This window comes from Nocardiopsis sp. iso_25, assembly GCF_056173305.1.
In genome coordinates this window covers 5,669,465-5,684,327 of record NZ_CM149667.1, presented here as the reverse complement: position 1 = coordinate 5,684,327, position 14,863 = coordinate 5,669,465, and the positions used below count along the sequence as shown (strand labels likewise).

Sequence of the window (14,863 nt, the reverse complement as noted above, 5' to 3'; positions counted from 1 at the left end):
GCGCGTCCCACCGCCTCAGGCGGCGGTCTCGGGCACCACCTCGCTGGTGCAGTGGGCGCAGCGGGACGCCTTCTTGCTGATCTCGCTGAAGCAGTGCGGGCACTCGCGGGTGGTGGCCTCCTCGGCCTTGACGAAGCGCTCCACCACCTTGGCCACGGGCAGGACCACGAAGAAGTACAGGATCGCTGCGGTGATCAGGAACGAGATCAGCGCGTCGACGAACGCCCCGTACAGGAACCGGCTCCCGTTGATCTCGAAGTAGAGGTCGCCGAAGGTGGGAACCCCGCCGAAGATGCCGATCAGCGGGGTGATGAACCCCTCGGTGAACGCGGTGATGAGGTTGGCGAAGACCGCGCCGATCACGACCGCGACCGCCAGCTGCACCAGGTTGCCCTGGAGCAGGAACTTCTTGAAGCCTTGCATGGATACAAGCCCTACATACTCGTGGTGTCCGTACGGGCGCCGGAGCGGGATCCCCTGGTGGGAGCCCGCGGCGCCCGGCCAGCTTTGCCCACTGGAGGTCGCCGGTCAACCGCGGATGGTGATGGACAGCCGCGAGCCGGCCGCGTGGCCCGCCAGGCTCCTGGCCTCGACGGGCGTGGCGGCGACGACGATCAGCGCGCCGCCCTCCCCGCCGCCCGAGGACTCCTCCTTCGGCAGTGCCAGGACGGGGCGGTCGCTGACCACCTCCACGGCGGGGCCCGCCCGGGCCGGCGCGAGGTCGTCGGCTCCTCCGGCGGCGAGGACGTCCACCCGGCTGCCGGGGGAGAGCAGGCCCACCGCGCCGGGGTCGGCCACCCGCACCGGGACGGCGACCAGGCCGGGGCCGTAGGCCCGCGCGGGAGGGTCGGCGAGTCGGGCGTCGGTGATCACCTCCCCCCGGCGCACCGGGGCGTTGAGGCGCAGCCCGGCGGTCGCGGTGTCGGCCGCGAGCGCGCCGCCCGGCACGGACCCGGCGGGCAGGTCCCGGGCGGTGAGGTCGCCCTCGGCGAGGGGGTCCGCGGCGCCGAGGTCGCGGGAGGCGACCAGGACACGGGTGACGGGCACGGGCGGAGGGCGTACGGCCAGGACGGCGCTCAGGAGCGCGGCGGCGGCCAGGAGGGCGGCGACGGCGCGCCGGTGCCGGTCCAGGAGCCGGATGAGCGCGCGACGGTGCCGGTAGGGGAGGGGTGCGGAGTTGGTCATACCCCCAACGCTAGGCCGCGGAGGGGCCGTTCGGAGGTTGTCCACAGGCCCGATCGCGCGGGCCGCGCACCGGGTCGGACCGCTGGGGGGTTCGGAGGGGGAGGCGCGGGGCCGTCAGCGCCTCGTCGCGTCCGCCGGGGCCGGACGTGCCGCGCGCCGCCGAGGGGTCGGCGGCGCGGTGGCGGTCAACGGCTCGGCGGGTCAGCTCGTCGCGGCGGTGGCGCTGGTGCTGGCGGCCTTGCCCGTGGTGCTGCTGCCGGTGTCCGAGGAGGAGCTCTTGGTGTCCGAGGAGGCGGAGGACGCGGAGGAGGAGTCGGTGGAGCCCGAGTTCCCGCTGTCCTTGCTCTCGGAGGAGCCCGAGCCGGTCAGCACGGAGCTGTTGGAGGACTTGCCGCTGTCGGTGCGGTAGAAGCCGGAGCCCTTGAAGACGATGCCCACGGCGGAGTACACCTTGCGCAGGCGGCCCTCGCACTCGGGGCAGACGGTCAGCGCGTCGTCGCTGAAGCTCTGCACGACCTCCATCTGGGCGCCGCACTCGGTGCACGCGTACTGGTACGTAGGCACTGTTCGGGTCCTCCTTGCTGGCACTCTCGCCCGTTGACTGCTAAATAGTACGCGCTCGCCGACCGGAGCCGTGACAGGGCCTCGCCCGCAGGGACAGGCGCGGGGGCGCGAACGGCCGGGCGCCGGGCGCCGCCGGAGCGCGACCGCCAGCGACAACGCCCCCGGCGCCCGGGTTAATCCCGCCCGCGTCCTCCGTCCCCGCGGCCCGGCCGCTTCCGCTCAGCCCCTCCGGCTCAGCCGCTCCCGCTCGGCCGGTCCGCCCGGCCACACGCCCGCGCCGAGGACCCGCACCCCGCCGGACGGGGTGACCACGGCGTCCACCGGCCGGTCGTGCGGCTCGGCGGGCAGAGACTCCACGAACTCCTCGTCGTGGACCAGGGCGATCGCCGGTGCGTGCGGGCCCTTGCGGGCCAGCGCGCGGTCGTAGCACCCTGCGCCGCGCCCCAGGCGCGTCCCCCGCCGGTCCACGGCCACGGCCGGGCAGACCACGGCGTCGGCCCGGGCCAGCGCGTCGGGCCCGTAGCGGCGGCCCACGGGCTCCAGCAGCCCGTGCCCGGCCGGGGCCAGGGAGTCCGGCCCGTCGAAGGCGGCCCAGTCCAGCTCGCCGCCGGGCAGGAACACGGGCAGCAGCACGTAGGCGCCGCGCTTCCACAGCGCCGCCACCAGCTTGCGTGTGTCGGGCTCGCCGCCCACGGAGTAGTAGCAGGCGACCGTCCCGCCCATGGCCAGCCACGGGACGTCCAGCAGCGCGTCGCGGACCGCCGACCCGGCCCGGGCGCGCTCCTCGGGACCCCGGGCGCGCCGCCGCTCCAGGAAACCCCTCCGCAGATCGGCCTTGGCCCCACGCAGTTCGCTCTCGCCCATGGCCCCAGTGTGGCACCGCCCCGAACCGGCCGGTTGCCCCGCGCGGTGAACACGCGGTGGCGGGCCGCCCTCCGCGGTCCGAAACGATCCGTACTTCTTGGCGCCCTCCTGTGTGTGGAGGCGCGGAGACGGCCGACCGCTGGCCTAAAGTGCCGACATGAACGACTCCACCGACCAGAAGCGACCCTCCGGTTCCGTGTCCGTCACGAAGGCGGTCGTACCCGCCGCGGGCCTGGGCACGCGCTTCCTGCCCGCGACCAAGGCCACGCCCAAGGAGATGCTGCCGATCGTGGACAAGCCCGCGATCCAGTACGTCGTGGAGGAGGCGGTGGCCGCCTCCCTCCAGGACGTCCTGATGATCACGGGTCGCAGCAAGCGCTCCATCGAGGACCACTTCGACCGGGCCTACGAGCTGGAGGAGGCGCTGGAGGCCAAGGGTGACGACGCCCGGCTCCGCTCGGTGCGTGAGTCCAGCGACCTCGCCCAGGTGCACTACGTCCGCCAGGGCGAGCCGCGCGGTCTGGGCCACGCGGTGCTGTGCGCGGAGGCGCACGTGGGCGACAACCCCTTCGCCGTCCTGCTGGGCGACGACCTCATCGAGTCCGCAGACCTGCTGCGCCGCATGATCGAGGTGCGCGAGCGCCACGGCGGCAGCGTCGTCGCCCTCATGGAGGTGGAGCCCGAGCAGGTGTCCCTGTACGGGTGCGCGGGCATCGAGCCCACCGACGAGGACGACGTCGTCACCGTCACCGACCTGGTCGAGAAGCCCGCCCCCGAGCAGGCGCCGAGCCGCTGGGCGATCATCGGCCGCTACGTCTGCGACCCGGCGGTCTTCCCCGTCCTGCACGAGACCCCGCCCGGCCGGGGCGGCGAGATCCAGTTGACCGACGCCCTGCGCGAGCTGGCCCGGCGCAAGCCCGAGGACGGCGGCACGGTGCACGGCGTCCTCTTCCGAGGCCGCCGCTACGACACCGGCAACAAGGCCGACTACATCCGCACGGTCGTGGACTTCGCCTGCCGCCGCCCCGACCTCGCCGACGAACTGCTGCCCTGGCTGCGCGACTTCGTCGACCGCGCGCAGGCCCAGCGCCCCTGACCGGGGACCCGGGGCGCCCCGACCGGGGCCCGGCGCGCCGCATATGGGGCCGGACGCGGCAAGAATGGGGCGTGAGCCGTCTCCTGAGGGAGGGGAGGCGGGGCCACCACAGGAACCGCGAACCGGGAGGAACCCCGTGAAGAGCGTCGAACAGCACGTCGCCGACGTCCTGGCACTGATCCCCGAGCCCGTGCCGACCGAGCTGGACCTGCTCCAGGCACACGGCGCCGTGCTGGCCGAGGCCGTCACCTCGCCCGTGTCGCTGCCGGGCTTCGACAACTCGTCCATGGACGGGTACGCGGTGCGCGCCGCGGACCTGGAGTCGGCCTCGCCGGACAACCCCGTAAGGCTGCCGGTCGTGGCCGACATCCCGGCGGGGGACCCCTCCCCGACGGCTGTCCTGCCCGGCAGGTCCGCCCGGATCATGACCGGCGCGCCCATGCCCTCGGGGGCGGACGCGGTGGTCCCGGTCGAGTGGACCGACGGCGGCACGGCCAGCGTGACCTTCGACCGGCCGGTGAAGGAGGGCAACGCCGTGCGCCGCGCGGGGGACGACGTCACCGCGGGCGCCACCGTGCTGCGGCCCGGCGTGCGCGTCGGCCCGGGGGAGATGGGCGTCCTGGCGGCCGTCGGGCGCCGCTCGGTGCCGGTCTACGCCCGCCCCCGCGTGATGGTGCTCTCCACCGGTGAGGAGCTGGTCGAGCCAGGGCGCCCGCTCGGCCCCGGCCAGATCTGGGAGTCCAACAGCTTCATGATCGCCGCCGCCGCGCGCGACGCCGGGTGCGAGGTGCACCGCCACGGGTTCGTGGGCGACCACCCCCAGACGGTGCGCGACACGTTGGACGACCTGCTGGTGCGCGCCGACGTCGTGGTGACCACGGGCGGCGTGAGCATGGGCGCCCACGACGTGGTCAAGGAGGTGCTCACCCGCGAGGGCACCGTGGAGTTCGTCCAGGTGGCGATGCAGCCGGGCAAGCCCCAGGGCTTCGGCGTCATCGGCCCGGACCGGACCCCCATCATCACGCTGCCCGGCAACCCGGTGAGCGCCTTCGTGTCCTTCCAGGTCTTTGTCCGTCCCGCGCTGCGCCGCCTGCGCGGGCTCGACCCCCGGCCGCTGCCGAGCATGCGCGCCCTGCTCACCTCGCCGGTCACCTCCCCGCCCGGGCGACGCTCCTTCCTGCGCGCGGTGCTGGAGGAGTCCCCCTACGGCCGCGACGCCGAGTCCACGGTGTCCCCGGCGTCGCACCAGGGCTCGCACCAGCTGTCCGCCCTGGCCGGGGCCAACGCGCTCGTGGTGGTGCCCGAGGAGGTGACCGAACTGGCCGCGGGCAGCCGCGTCGAGGTGGTGCGCCTGCCCGAACCGGCCTGAGCCGCGCCCGCCCGGGTCCGCGGACCCGGGGACCGGGGGCCCCGGGAGTGCCGTACGGTCGTGGTGGCGCGCTCCGGCGCGCCCGGACGGGGCCGACCGGCCGCGTCCCGCGTTCCGAGCGGAGGAGTTGGCGGGCCCATGACCGACACCCCACGGCGGGAGGGGGCCGACCACCCCTCCGGGTTCACCCACCTGGACGGGTCCGGCGCCGCCCGCATGGTCGACGTCTCGCAGAAGACGGTGAGCGCGCGCACCGCCACCGCGTCGGGGCGGGTGCTGCTCGGCCCCGGGGCCGTCGCCGCCCTGCGCGGGGGAGAGGTGCCCAAGGGCGACGCCCTGGCCGTCGCCCGGATCGCCGGGATCCAGGCGGCCAAGCGCACCCCCGACCTGGTGCCCCTGTGCCACCCCATCGCCGTGCACGGGGTGGACGTGGACCTCACCGTCGTGGACGCGGGCGTGGACATCCGTGCCACGGTCCGCACCGCCGACCGCACCGGCGTGGAGATGGAGGCGCTCACCTGCGTCATGGCCGCGGCCCTCGGACTGGTGGACATGGTCAAGGCGATCGACCCGGCGGCCGAGGTCACCGGGGTGCGCGTCGAGGAGAAGACCGGCGGCAGGAAGGGCCACTGGAGGCGCGGTGACTGACGCCGGGGCCCTCACCCCCCGCGTGGCGGTCGTCACTGCGTCCAACCGGGCGGCGGCGGGAGTGTACCCGGACCGCTCCGGGCCGGTCGTGGCCGAGGGGCTGCGCGGGATCGGCTGCGCGGTCGTGGGACCGTGGGTGGTCCCCGACGGCGAACCCGTGGCCCGGGCCATCGGCCGCGCTTTGGACGAGCGGCTCGACGCCGTCGTCACCACCGGGGGGACCGGGCTGACCCCGCACGACCACACGCCCGAGGTGACGCGCGCGCTGCTGTCCTACGAGATCCCCGGGATCGCCGAGGCGCTGCGGGCCGCGGGCCGGGACAAGGGCGTGCCCACGGCGATCCTGTCGCGCGGCCTGGCCGGGGTCGCCGAGCGCGCGGGGCACCGGATGCTCGTGGTCAACCTGCCCGGCTCCCGGGGCGGTGCCGCCGACGGGATGGAGGTGCTGGCGCCGGTGCTGCGGCACGCGGTGGACCAGCTGCGCGGAGGCGACCACGCCCGCTCCGAATGACACCGGACAATGACCGGAATCACATCCCGGGCATTCCGACCGTTGAGAATTCCTTGGGGCAGGGCCGGTTTTCGGTACGGGAGTATTGGAGTTAAGAATCATCCGATTCTTGCCCGCTGGGGCGACCGCAGCCATGCCGCGCCCCCGGGAGTGGAATACTGGAGCCCGTCACCGGCGACGGGAACCCGACGCCTCCGCGTCCGGTGTCGCAGCGCTGGGCTACGGTGCCGAGGGCATCGAAGGGACGGTCGTGAATCGCAGACATGGGTGGCCCGTCACCCTCCAGGAGGGTCCGGTCGTACTCCGGCCACTGCGGCTCCGCGACGCCGCGGCGCTCCGGGACACGCGTTCGCGCAACGAGGAGTGGCTGCGCCCCTGGGAGCCCACCTATCCGGAGATGCCGCTGCGCACCACCGGGCTCACCCCCTACGTCTCGATGCTCCAGTCCATCCGCCACGAGGCCAGGCAGGGCCTGTCCATGCCCTGGGCGGTCCTGTACGACGACAGGTTCGTCGGCCAGATCACGGTGGGTGCCATCGTGTGGGGCTCGGCCAGGTCGGCGCAGGTCGGTTACTGGATCGACAGCGCCCACGCCGGGCTCGGCATCACCCCGACCGCGGTCGCGCTGGCCGTGGACCACTCCTTCTTCCGCGTCGGGCTGCACCGGATCGAGGCCAACGTCCGGCCCGAGAACCGGGCGAGCAGACGCGTGGTCGCCAAACTGGGCTTTCGCGACGAGGGCGTGCGCAGGAGACAGCTGCACATCGACGGGGCCTGGCGCGACCACATCTGCTACGCGATCACCGCGGAGGAGGTCCCCCGGGGGCTGATGTACCGGTGGCGCCACGGGTCCTCTTCCGGGCCCTCCGGGGAACCCGGTTCCGGCCCCGGTTCCGCTTTGGGGCCACAGGACCCGAACGGCGGCCGGGATCCGCGCGATCCGGCGAGTCCGTACCCGGAGCCGAACTGAACGTGCCAACATCACAGAAGCATCCGGAACTTAAACCTGACTTTAGTGACATTGACTCATTACTTTGCGTTGAATTGGGACTGCACTCCGCAGTCGTTGGCTGACCTGTGCTTTCACCCCCGGGGTCAGGGCGTCCGAAACTGAGAGTCCACAATCTTGCGACACTCCGGTCAGAATGTGGCGCATTTATGGACACGGGGTCGTACCGTGCGGAACATAGACGCATTGACGATGCGGGCAACGCGTGGATATGGCGCACCGGAAACTTCCCGGGTCCGGGGAGGGACGGGGGCGGCCTTCCCCGGCGGGACGTCTCCGTCCCCCGGGACACCACGCGGCGCGGTGTCGACGAGGTGTCGATCAACGTCCAGTGGCCGTCATCGTGAGGAGGGGTGATGAGCAGCTCTCCTCTGTACCTGGCCATCGTGGTGGTGTGGCTCATAGTCCTGGTGCCGATGCTGCTGCGGAAGGACCCCGACACCTTCCACGAGGACCCGCGGGAGGACGACGAACCCGCGGAGACCGAGGCCCGGGAGGACGCCGAGGGGCGTGCGGAGGACCCGGACGCCACCGAGACCCAGGTCCTGCGCCGTGACGATTACGACACCGCCCCGGCGGACGCCCCCGCGCACGGCGGGGACGCGCCGCGTCCGGGGCGCTACCGCGCCGAGTCCGGGCCGCGCGCCCGCGTCATCGCCCGCCGCCGCCGTCGCACCACGACGCTGACCCTGGTGAACGCCGCCACCCTCGTGGCCGTGGCCCTCGGGCTGGGGCCCTGGTGGGTGGCGGCCCCGCCGGTGCTGCTGTTCGCCGGACACCTTGTCCTGCTCCGGGAGGCCGCCAAGGCCGACGCCGAGCGCAGGGAGGCGGCCCGGCGGGCCCGCCGCCGGGAGGTCCTGCGCGCCCGCCGGGACGAGGCGGAGCGGCGGCGCGAGGCCGAGCGGGAGGCCGAGGTGATCGCGCTCAAGGAGCGGCGCAGCCAGGTCTACGACCAGTACGCGGACGCCCGGCTGCGGGCGGCCGGGGACTGACCGGGCCCGGGTCCGGACCGGCAGCGGTCCGGGCCCGGGGCCGGAGCAGCTCCGGGCCAGGAGCGGCTCCGGGTCCGATCCGGGAGAAGCCGGTTCGGACCACTCCGGGTTTCCTGCTAATGTGGATCACGTCTTCGGGGCTATGGCGCAGTCCGGTAGCGCACCTCGTTCGCATCGAGGGGGTCTGGGGTTCAAATCCCCATAGCTCCACCGCAGACAGCAAGGCCCCTCCCGGGTTCGGGAGGGGCCTTCGCCGTGTTCAGGGGGCGGTCCTGGAAGATTTCCGGGAGGTCTCCGGTGCGGAGGGGCCCGCACGGCGCCCCGGCGCACACGGCCGGGCGGGGTCCGGTCCGGAGGCGGTGCTGCTGTTCCCTGCGGCGGGAGGTCGTTTCCGGACCGGAGCCCCGAGTGTCACCGGCGAAGCGGCTATCCCCTGTCGCGGGGCGGCCGGTACCCCTCCAGCGTACTCCCCGCCCGCGCTGCGGGGCAGGCCTCCGTGATCTTTACAGTGGCAACCCGCCGTCGTAGGGTGCGGGGTCATGGCAGACGGATACCACCACGGGAACCTCAGGGCCGCCGTCCTGGAGAAGGCGGCCGAGGTCATCGCCAGGGAGGGGCCCTACTCCTTCAGCCTGCGCTCGCTGGCGCTCGAACTCGGGGTCAGCCACACCGCCCCCCGGCACCACTTCGGCAGCCGCGAGGGCGTGCTCAACGCCCTGGCCGCCGAGGGCTTCCGCGAACTGGCCGCGCGGCTGCGGGCCAACCGCGAGTCCGGCGGGGGCTTCCTGGAGGCGGGCGTGGAGTACGTGCGCTTCGCGACCGGCCACCCGGCGCACTTCGACGTGATGTTCGCCCCCAGCCTGCTGAGCGACGACGACGCGGAGCTGAACGCCGCGCGCACGGCGGCCTTCGACGAGCTCCGCGCCGGTGTGGAGTCCCTGGCCGAGGAGGGCCGGGAGGTCGAGGACTCGGCCGCCGCCATGGTCGCGGGCTGGTCGGTCGTGCACGGCATCGCCACGCTCTCCCTCACGGGGAACCTGGAGGGCTCGGGGTTCGGGGACCTGTTCCGCGACGCCGACCTGCTCACCGTCACCCGCCGCAGCGCCGGACTGCTCTTCGGCCCGTCCGCCGCGGGCCGGGACCCCTCCGCGGGGGAGTAGAGCCGCCCGGGGCTGTTGCCGACCGGCCGCAGGGCTCCCGACCGGCCGCAGGGCGCGAGCCGAACCGCGCCGGGGCTCCCGGGCGCCCCTGTGCGGTCCGCCGTGCGCAGGACGCGCCCACGCGGGCGCTCTCGGTGCTCTTGGGGCTCGTAGTGCTTCTGATGCCGGACGGGCCCCAGCGTCCGGCTGGCGGCCGTACGGCGGTCGCGGGCCGGAGGCGGCGCGGCCCGGCGGGAGGCCTCAGCGCCCGGAGACGTACTCGGCCCGGACGGCGTAGATGGCGGCCTCGGTGCGCGAGTGCACCTGGAGCTTCTCCAGGATCTTGCGGACGTGGTTCTTGACGGTGTTCTCGGTGATGAACAGCCGCTCCCCGATCTCCCGGTTGTTCAGGGAGCGGGCCAGCAGCTTGAGCACCTCGGTCTCGCGCCGGGTCAGCTCGGGGATGGTCGTGCGGCTGGGCGGGGCGCTCTCCTGCTTGGCCAGCTCGGCGAACTCCCCGATGAGCTTGGTCGCCATCGCCGGGTTGATGAACGAGTCGCCCTTGACGATGGCGCGTACCGCCTCGGCGAGTTCGGTCACCGAGATGGCCTTGAGCAGGTAGCCCGTCGCCCCGGCCTTGAGCGCGTCGAACAGGTCGCTCTCGTCATCGCTCATCGTCAGCATGATGAACCTGGTGTGCGGCACCGCCTCACGGATGCGCGAGCAGGCGTCGATGCCGCTGGTGTGCGGCATCATCACGTCCATGATGACCACGTCCGGACGCAGCTCGGCGGCCAGGCGGACGGCTTCCTCCCCGTCGTTGGCCTCGTCGACCACGTCGATGTCGGGCTCCTCGTCCAGGACCGACACCAGGCCCCGGCGGAACAGCGCGTGGTCGTCCACGACCATGGCGCGGATCGGGGCGGCCGGAGAGGCGGGCTCCCCAGGATAGGGGGCCTGCGCGGGGAAGAGAGAGTGTGCGCTCATGGGTCGCCTACCCGTCCCGTCCCTGGCCGAGTGACGGGCTCTCGCGCACCGGGGACCCGGGTCTGTCCGGGCGGACGCGGTGCGGGCATGTCCGACCGCCGGCCAGGAGAAGGGCCGGCCGGGGGAGAGAGACGCGCATGGAGACCTCCTGCTGGGGCTGCTCATTGTCTCATGTGCGTTCGGTGAGCGGAGTGGTAACGGACGAACTCACCGCCCGCTACCCCGGGCGCGTCCGGGGGAAACGGTGCGAACGGCACCGGGGAACGGCCGCGGAAGGGCGACGCCGCCATGGTCGGGGAAGGGGGAAGTGGGATATGCGGTTTTGTGCATGACCGAAACACCTGTTCTGCGGGCCCCCTCTCCGGGGGCGCGCCCGGGCGGCTGGGCCGAGGGCGCCATGACGCAGAGTCACGTTCCGACAGAACGGATGTGATGGTGCAAAGTTGGGCATAGCTCTGCTTTCCGACATTAAGTTCAACAGGTTCTCCCTGGTAACAGCCCGTGTTGATCTCCGGGGCCGCCCCCAAACGCGCCGCCGGATATCCCGATTTCCCGTCCCGGGGAAATGGGAACGCCGTCGCTCTCCGTTATATTCATGGTGTGGATTTGACCTGGCGGATGTCTTGTTTTGGCAGGCCGCCAAGCTGCCAGGTGTTCTGGCTACGGTAATGGAAACCCTTCTGAACTGGGGAAACGAGTCAGGATTCGTTTATTTGGTCCATGCTTCGGCGGGCCTCGGTGGTGCCCGTGCCATAAAATGATGAACATTCGTCCACGGGTCTTGCGGACCGAGAGTGCTCTACGCCATCGTTGTCCTGGGATGGGCTGGAAGCCAATACGAAAGGTAGATGCCATGACCACGCACGTGATTACCGCCCGTGACAGCGGGTGGTCCTGGCTGTAACCAGCCCGCCGAAAGGGTTCCGCCGAACCCCGGCACAGGGACCCGACCGGACCCCCGAGGACCGGTCGGGTCCTTCTTCGTCCCCGCCCCCGCCTTTCCGGCACGCACCGCCGCCGGAAGGCCCGAGGGCGGGGATTTGACCGAGCGCGGCACCGGGTAGGGATCCGGACACCGAACCCCGGCCCCGGCAGGGGCCCACCGCGCGACCGTGAAGGGGCGGACCGTGTCCGACTCCCCGAAGTACCCCGGCGGATACCACCCCGAGGAGTTCCCGCCGCAGGACCCCCCGACCACGCCGCAGGACTCCGTGTCCCCGACGCGGGAGCACCGGCCGCCGCCGGAGACCGCACCGGTGGGGGGATACGAGCCCCCGCCCCCCGAACCCCCGCCTCCCGGGCCGCGCGAGACCACGGTCGAACCGGTGGAGGAGGAGCCCGTGGTCGCGGCGGAGCGCTTCCGGCGCACCACACCGGCCCGGCGCAAGGTCATCCCCGCCCGCAGGACGGGCGGGCACTGGCGGCTGCTCGCGGGAACGACGACCTACGTGATGGTGGTCGGCGGGATGGCGGACTACGTCGATCCGCAGACCCGCGCGCTCGCCCACCTGGTGTTCTGGCTGCTCATCGGGTGCGCGTTCCTGATCACGCTCAACCGCGAGCGCCGCCACGACTGGGAGCCGGGCCCGCGCTGGCCCTGGCTGGCCGGGGCCTTCGGCGGGGCGCTGGCGGTGGAGGTCCTGGTGCTGGCCTTCGGGTCCCCGGCGATCATCGTGGGCTCGGTGATCCTGCTGGGCCTGGCCCTGTTCGTGCTCATGCTCGTGGGGTGAGACCGACGAGCGGGGAGGGGACGCTCCGGCCGGGGGCCCGCGTCAGGTGGCCTCGTCGTCGAAGGGGGGGCGCTTGCCGTTCAGCCGGGCCACGGGCTTGTCCTCCTGCTCCTCTTCCTCCCAGAAGTGCTTCTGCACGAAGCGCCGGGGGTTGAGGTCCTGCACGTCGAAGTCCTTGAACTCCGGGCCCAGCCCCTCGCGGATGTCGTTGGAGGCGGAGTTGGCCATCGTCCGCAGCTGGCGCAGCACCCTGCCCACCTGCTGCGCCGCCTTGGGCAGCTGGTCCGGGCCGAAGATCAGCAGCGCGAGCAGGAGGAGGACGACGAACTCTCCTCCGCTGATGTTGAACATGCGCGACCTCAGTCCTTCGGTGTACCGACCGGCTTCAAGCAGGTTAACCGGTATCGGGAGGCTTGGGTAACCTCGCCCCGGTCGTCCGCAAAGGGGTGGACACGGGCCAGCCCCCCGCTCGTCGAGCGGAGGGCTGGGCGCGGGCGCTCCACCCGGTCCCGGCTGCTCGGGTGCGCCGTCAAGTAAGGGAACGCGGACGCGGACGGTGCCGTCGGGCGACCGGGAACTCCGTCGACCGCGTGGAAAGGACGACCCTAGACCGCTTTGACGTCAGCGGCCTGCGGGCCCTTGGGGCCCTGGATGATGTCGAAGGTGACCTTCTGGTCCTCTTCCAGGTTCCGGAAGCCGGTGCCCGAGATCGCCGAGTAGTGGACGAAAACGTCGGGCTGACCGCCCTCGACGGCGATGAACCCGAAACCCTTCTCAGAGTTGAACCACTTCACGGTGCCCTGAGCCATGTGCACTCCCTTGGGGACTACTGCGGGGCCGCACCCTGCTGGCCCCGGGCCGCCGGGCGCCTGACCGACGAGTGAATCCCGCACCGGCGAGCGCCCACGTGAAGTTCCGCGAGGCGCCCCGGGCATCCATGGAAACTACAACAGCAACCAGTTGCTGACAGTACCAGGGAGGGTGCTGCCCTGCCGAGGCCTTCCACGCGGGAATCGCGCTCTTTCCCTGTCCTGTTTCGGCAACTCGCAACTGTTGATTTCCGTTCGCCGGACCACTAATGGGGCGCGGCGAACACGGATGCGCCGGGACGCCGTTCTCTAACCGCCGTTGCCGTAGATCCACACGTCGAACCACATGCGTTCACGCCACATACCCTCGTCGATCGGATACGCCGACAACACCGGGTAGAAGTAGGCGAAATTGGCCACGATCAACAGCAGGACCACGCCGTAGACGATGCCGCCCACCGCGCGCGTGTAGGGGGCGAAGCGCGGACTGTCCTCCCCTGCCCCCATCGCCAGGCCCAGCGCCAGCACGATCGCCAGGACCAGGAAGGGCAGCAGAGGGGCGGCGTAGAACAGGAACATGGGCCGGTCCGGGTAGGCGAACCACGGCAGCCACCCCGCGGCCACGGCCAGCAGCACCGCCCCGGCGCGCCAGTCGCGGAAGGTCACCCACCAGCCGAGCATCACCGTCAGTGCGAGCAGGCTGGACCACCAGATGACCGGCGTGCCGATGGAGACCACCGAGGTGACGCAGTCGCCCGTGGCGCACGAGGCGACCTCGCCGTTGTAGTGGAACATCACCGGGGTGCGCATGACCAGCCACTCCCACGGCGCGGAGATGTAGGCGTGGTCGCTGGTCAGGTCGGTGTGGAAGGTCATCATCCGCTGGTGGTAGTCCACCAGGCTCCACAGCGCCTCCACCGGCTCCCTCAGGAGGCCGGGCACCCACTCGGGCAGCATGCCGTCCGCGAAGTCGCGGTTGTAGCCGCCGCGGGTGAACAGCCACCCCGACCACGAGACCAGGTAGACGATCCCCGCGACCACCACGGTCTGCACGAACGCCGGGATCGCGTCGATGCCCAGCCACCGCCAGAAGAAGCCGCGCTGGCCGACGCTGCTGCGGGCCCCGTAGTCCCACGCCACCGTGAGCAGGCCGAACGCCGCGACGAAGAACAGGGCCGACCACTTGGTGCCCACCGCCAGACCGAAGCACAGTCCGGCCGCCAGCCGCCACCAGCGCATCCCCAGCCAGCCCACCGACACCAGGTCCCCGCCCGCCTCCGCCAGGCGGGCCATCCGCTCCCGGGTGCTGTCCCGGTCGATCACCAGGCACGCGAACCCGGCCAGGATCCACAGGGTGAGAAAGATGTCCACCATGGCGATGCGGCTCAGCGTGAAGTGCAGGCCGTCCAGCGCCATGATCAGGCCCGCCGTGCAGCCCAGCAGCACCGAGCGGGTCATCCGCGTGGCCAGCCGCACCAGGATGAGGACCGAGAGCACCCCGGCCACGGCGGAGGCGAACCGCCAGGCCTCGGGGGTCATGGTCGTGCCGAACGGCAGGAGCGACCACAGCCAGTCGCCCAGGGCGATCATCCACTTGCCCACCGGCGGGTGCACGATGAAGTCGCCCGTGCCGGTGAAGATGTCCTGGTACCCCTGCGCGAGCAGGTCGTCGGCCTCGACGGGCTCCTCGACGGTCTCGTGCTCGTAGCCGAAGTTCCAGAGCCCGTAGGCGTCCTTGGCGTAGTAGGTCTCGTCGAAGTAGATCCGGTCCGGCTGGCCGAGGTTGAAGAACCTCAGCGCCCCGGCGAACAGCGCGACGGCGAAGGCGCCCAGCCAACCCAGCCAGCGGGGCGCGGGGTTGACGGGCAGGAAGCGGGCGCGGATCCGCGCCGACCGCGGCGAGGGCGAGGGCTCTGCCTCGGAGAAAGGTGCGGTGGTGGTCATCGGGTGTACGGGGTGG

The 14,863-nt window shown here is 72.3% G+C and carries 16 protein-coding genes and 1 tRNA gene; 9 read left to right on the top strand and 8 right to left on the bottom strand.

Going from position 1 to position 14,863, the window contains the following annotated elements; all coding sequences use genetic code 11:
• Positions 1 to 15: 15 nt before the first annotated feature.
• The 4 genes from AC0VX6_RS24455 to AC0VX6_RS24440 all read right to left on the bottom strand — a co-directional run bounded on the left by AC0VX6_RS24455 (position 16) and on the right by AC0VX6_RS24440 (position 2,613).
• Positions 16 to 423 carry an MscL family protein gene (locus AC0VX6_RS24455; RefSeq protein ID WP_248772113.1) on the bottom strand — a complete coding sequence of 136 codons (408 nt, stop codon included), beginning with the start codon at positions 421 to 423 and terminating at the stop codon, positions 16 to 18.
• A 105-nt stretch (positions 424 to 528) separates the two neighbouring features.
• Positions 529 to 1,185: an SAF domain-containing protein gene (locus tag AC0VX6_RS24450; protein WP_475466213.1), complete on the bottom strand. Its 657-nt coding sequence runs from the start codon at positions 1,183 to 1,185 to the stop codon at positions 529 to 531.
• A 201-nt stretch (positions 1,186 to 1,386) separates the two neighbouring features.
• Entirely contained in the window at positions 1,387 to 1,749 is a 363-nt protein-coding gene (locus AC0VX6_RS24445; RefSeq protein ID WP_274974836.1) for an FmdB family zinc ribbon protein, read from the bottom strand.
• A gap of 219 nt (positions 1,750 to 1,968) precedes the next feature.
• On the bottom strand, positions 1,969 to 2,613 hold the full coding sequence (locus AC0VX6_RS24440) for a 5-formyltetrahydrofolate cyclo-ligase (RefSeq protein WP_274974835.1): 645 nt from the start codon (positions 2,611 to 2,613) through the stop codon (positions 1,969 to 1,971).
• Between the two features lie 157 nt (positions 2,614 to 2,770).
• On the opposite strand from AC0VX6_RS24440, the gene galU reads away from it, so the two are divergent.
• From galU to AC0VX6_RS24400, 8 genes are all read left to right on the top strand, one after another.
• On the top strand, positions 2,771 to 3,709 hold the full coding sequence (gene galU, locus AC0VX6_RS24435; protein WP_061079972.1) for a UTP--glucose-1-phosphate uridylyltransferase GalU: 939 nt from the start codon (positions 2,771 to 2,773) through the stop codon (positions 3,707 to 3,709).
• 136 nt (positions 3,710 to 3,845) lie between these two features.
• Entirely contained in the window at positions 3,846 to 5,078 is a 1,233-nt protein-coding gene (glp, locus tag AC0VX6_RS24430) for a molybdotransferase-like divisome protein Glp (protein WP_274974834.1), read from the top strand.
• A 138-nt stretch (positions 5,079 to 5,216) separates the two neighbouring features.
• Positions 5,217 to 5,726, top strand: coding sequence for a cyclic pyranopterin monophosphate synthase MoaC (gene moaC / locus AC0VX6_RS24425; RefSeq protein WP_274974833.1), 510 nt, complete (start codon positions 5,217 to 5,219; stop codon positions 5,724 to 5,726).
• The gene (locus AC0VX6_RS24420; RefSeq protein WP_274974832.1) at positions 5,719 to 6,237 is read left to right on the top strand and encodes a MogA/MoaB family molybdenum cofactor biosynthesis protein; all 519 of its coding nucleotides are present in this window, start codon (positions 5,719 to 5,721) and stop codon (positions 6,235 to 6,237) included. Before moaC ends, AC0VX6_RS24420 begins: the two co-directional genes overlap by 8 nt.
• 250 nt (positions 6,238 to 6,487) lie before the next feature.
• Positions 6,488 to 7,207 (top strand): GNAT family N-acetyltransferase, encoded by a 720-nt coding sequence (locus tag AC0VX6_RS24415; RefSeq protein ID WP_212642717.1) that lies wholly within the window; start codon positions 6,488 to 6,490, stop codon positions 7,205 to 7,207.
• Positions 7,208 to 7,602: 395 nt separating this feature from the next.
• Positions 7,603 to 8,238 (top strand): divisome protein SepX/GlpR, encoded by a 636-nt coding sequence (gene sepX, locus AC0VX6_RS24410; protein ID WP_475466210.1) that lies wholly within the window; start codon positions 7,603 to 7,605, stop codon positions 8,236 to 8,238.
• Positions 8,239 to 8,374: 136 nt separating this feature from the next.
• A tRNA-Ala gene (locus tag AC0VX6_RS24405) sits at positions 8,375 to 8,448 on the top strand.
• A gap of 329 nt (positions 8,449 to 8,777) precedes the next feature.
• Positions 8,778 to 9,398, top strand: coding sequence for a TetR/AcrR family transcriptional regulator (locus AC0VX6_RS24400; protein WP_475466208.1), 621 nt, complete (start codon positions 8,778 to 8,780; stop codon positions 9,396 to 9,398).
• Between the two features lie 240 nt (positions 9,399 to 9,638).
• Here the strand turns inward: AC0VX6_RS24400 and AC0VX6_RS24395 are convergent, their stop codons facing one another.
• The gene (locus AC0VX6_RS24395; RefSeq protein ID WP_274974829.1) at positions 9,639 to 10,364 is read right to left on the bottom strand and encodes a response regulator; all 726 of its coding nucleotides are present in this window, start codon (positions 10,362 to 10,364) and stop codon (positions 9,639 to 9,641) included.
• 1,127 nt (positions 10,365 to 11,491) lie between these two features.
• Between AC0VX6_RS24395 and AC0VX6_RS24390 the strand changes: the two genes are divergently transcribed.
• Positions 11,492 to 12,094, top strand: coding sequence for a hypothetical protein (locus AC0VX6_RS24390; protein WP_274974828.1), 603 nt, complete (start codon positions 11,492 to 11,494; stop codon positions 12,092 to 12,094).
• 42 nt (positions 12,095 to 12,136) lie between these two features.
• Here the strand turns inward: AC0VX6_RS24390 and AC0VX6_RS24385 are convergent, their stop codons facing one another.
• From AC0VX6_RS24385 to AC0VX6_RS24375, 3 genes are all read right to left on the bottom strand, one after another.
• Positions 12,137 to 12,445, bottom strand: a complete 309-nt coding sequence (locus AC0VX6_RS24385; RefSeq protein ID WP_274974827.1) for a sec-independent translocase — start codon at positions 12,443 to 12,445, stop codon at positions 12,137 to 12,139.
• A 254-nt stretch (positions 12,446 to 12,699) separates the two neighbouring features.
• Positions 12,700 to 12,903, bottom strand: coding sequence for a cold-shock protein (locus AC0VX6_RS24380; RefSeq protein ID WP_013155080.1), 204 nt, complete (start codon positions 12,901 to 12,903; stop codon positions 12,700 to 12,702).
• A 309-nt stretch (positions 12,904 to 13,212) separates the two neighbouring features.
• Complete coding sequence (locus AC0VX6_RS24375; protein ID WP_274974826.1) at positions 13,213 to 14,847, bottom strand: dolichyl-phosphate-mannose--protein mannosyltransferase; 1,635 nt, start codon at positions 14,845 to 14,847, stop codon at positions 13,213 to 13,215.
• Positions 14,848 to 14,863: the final 16 nt, after the last annotated feature.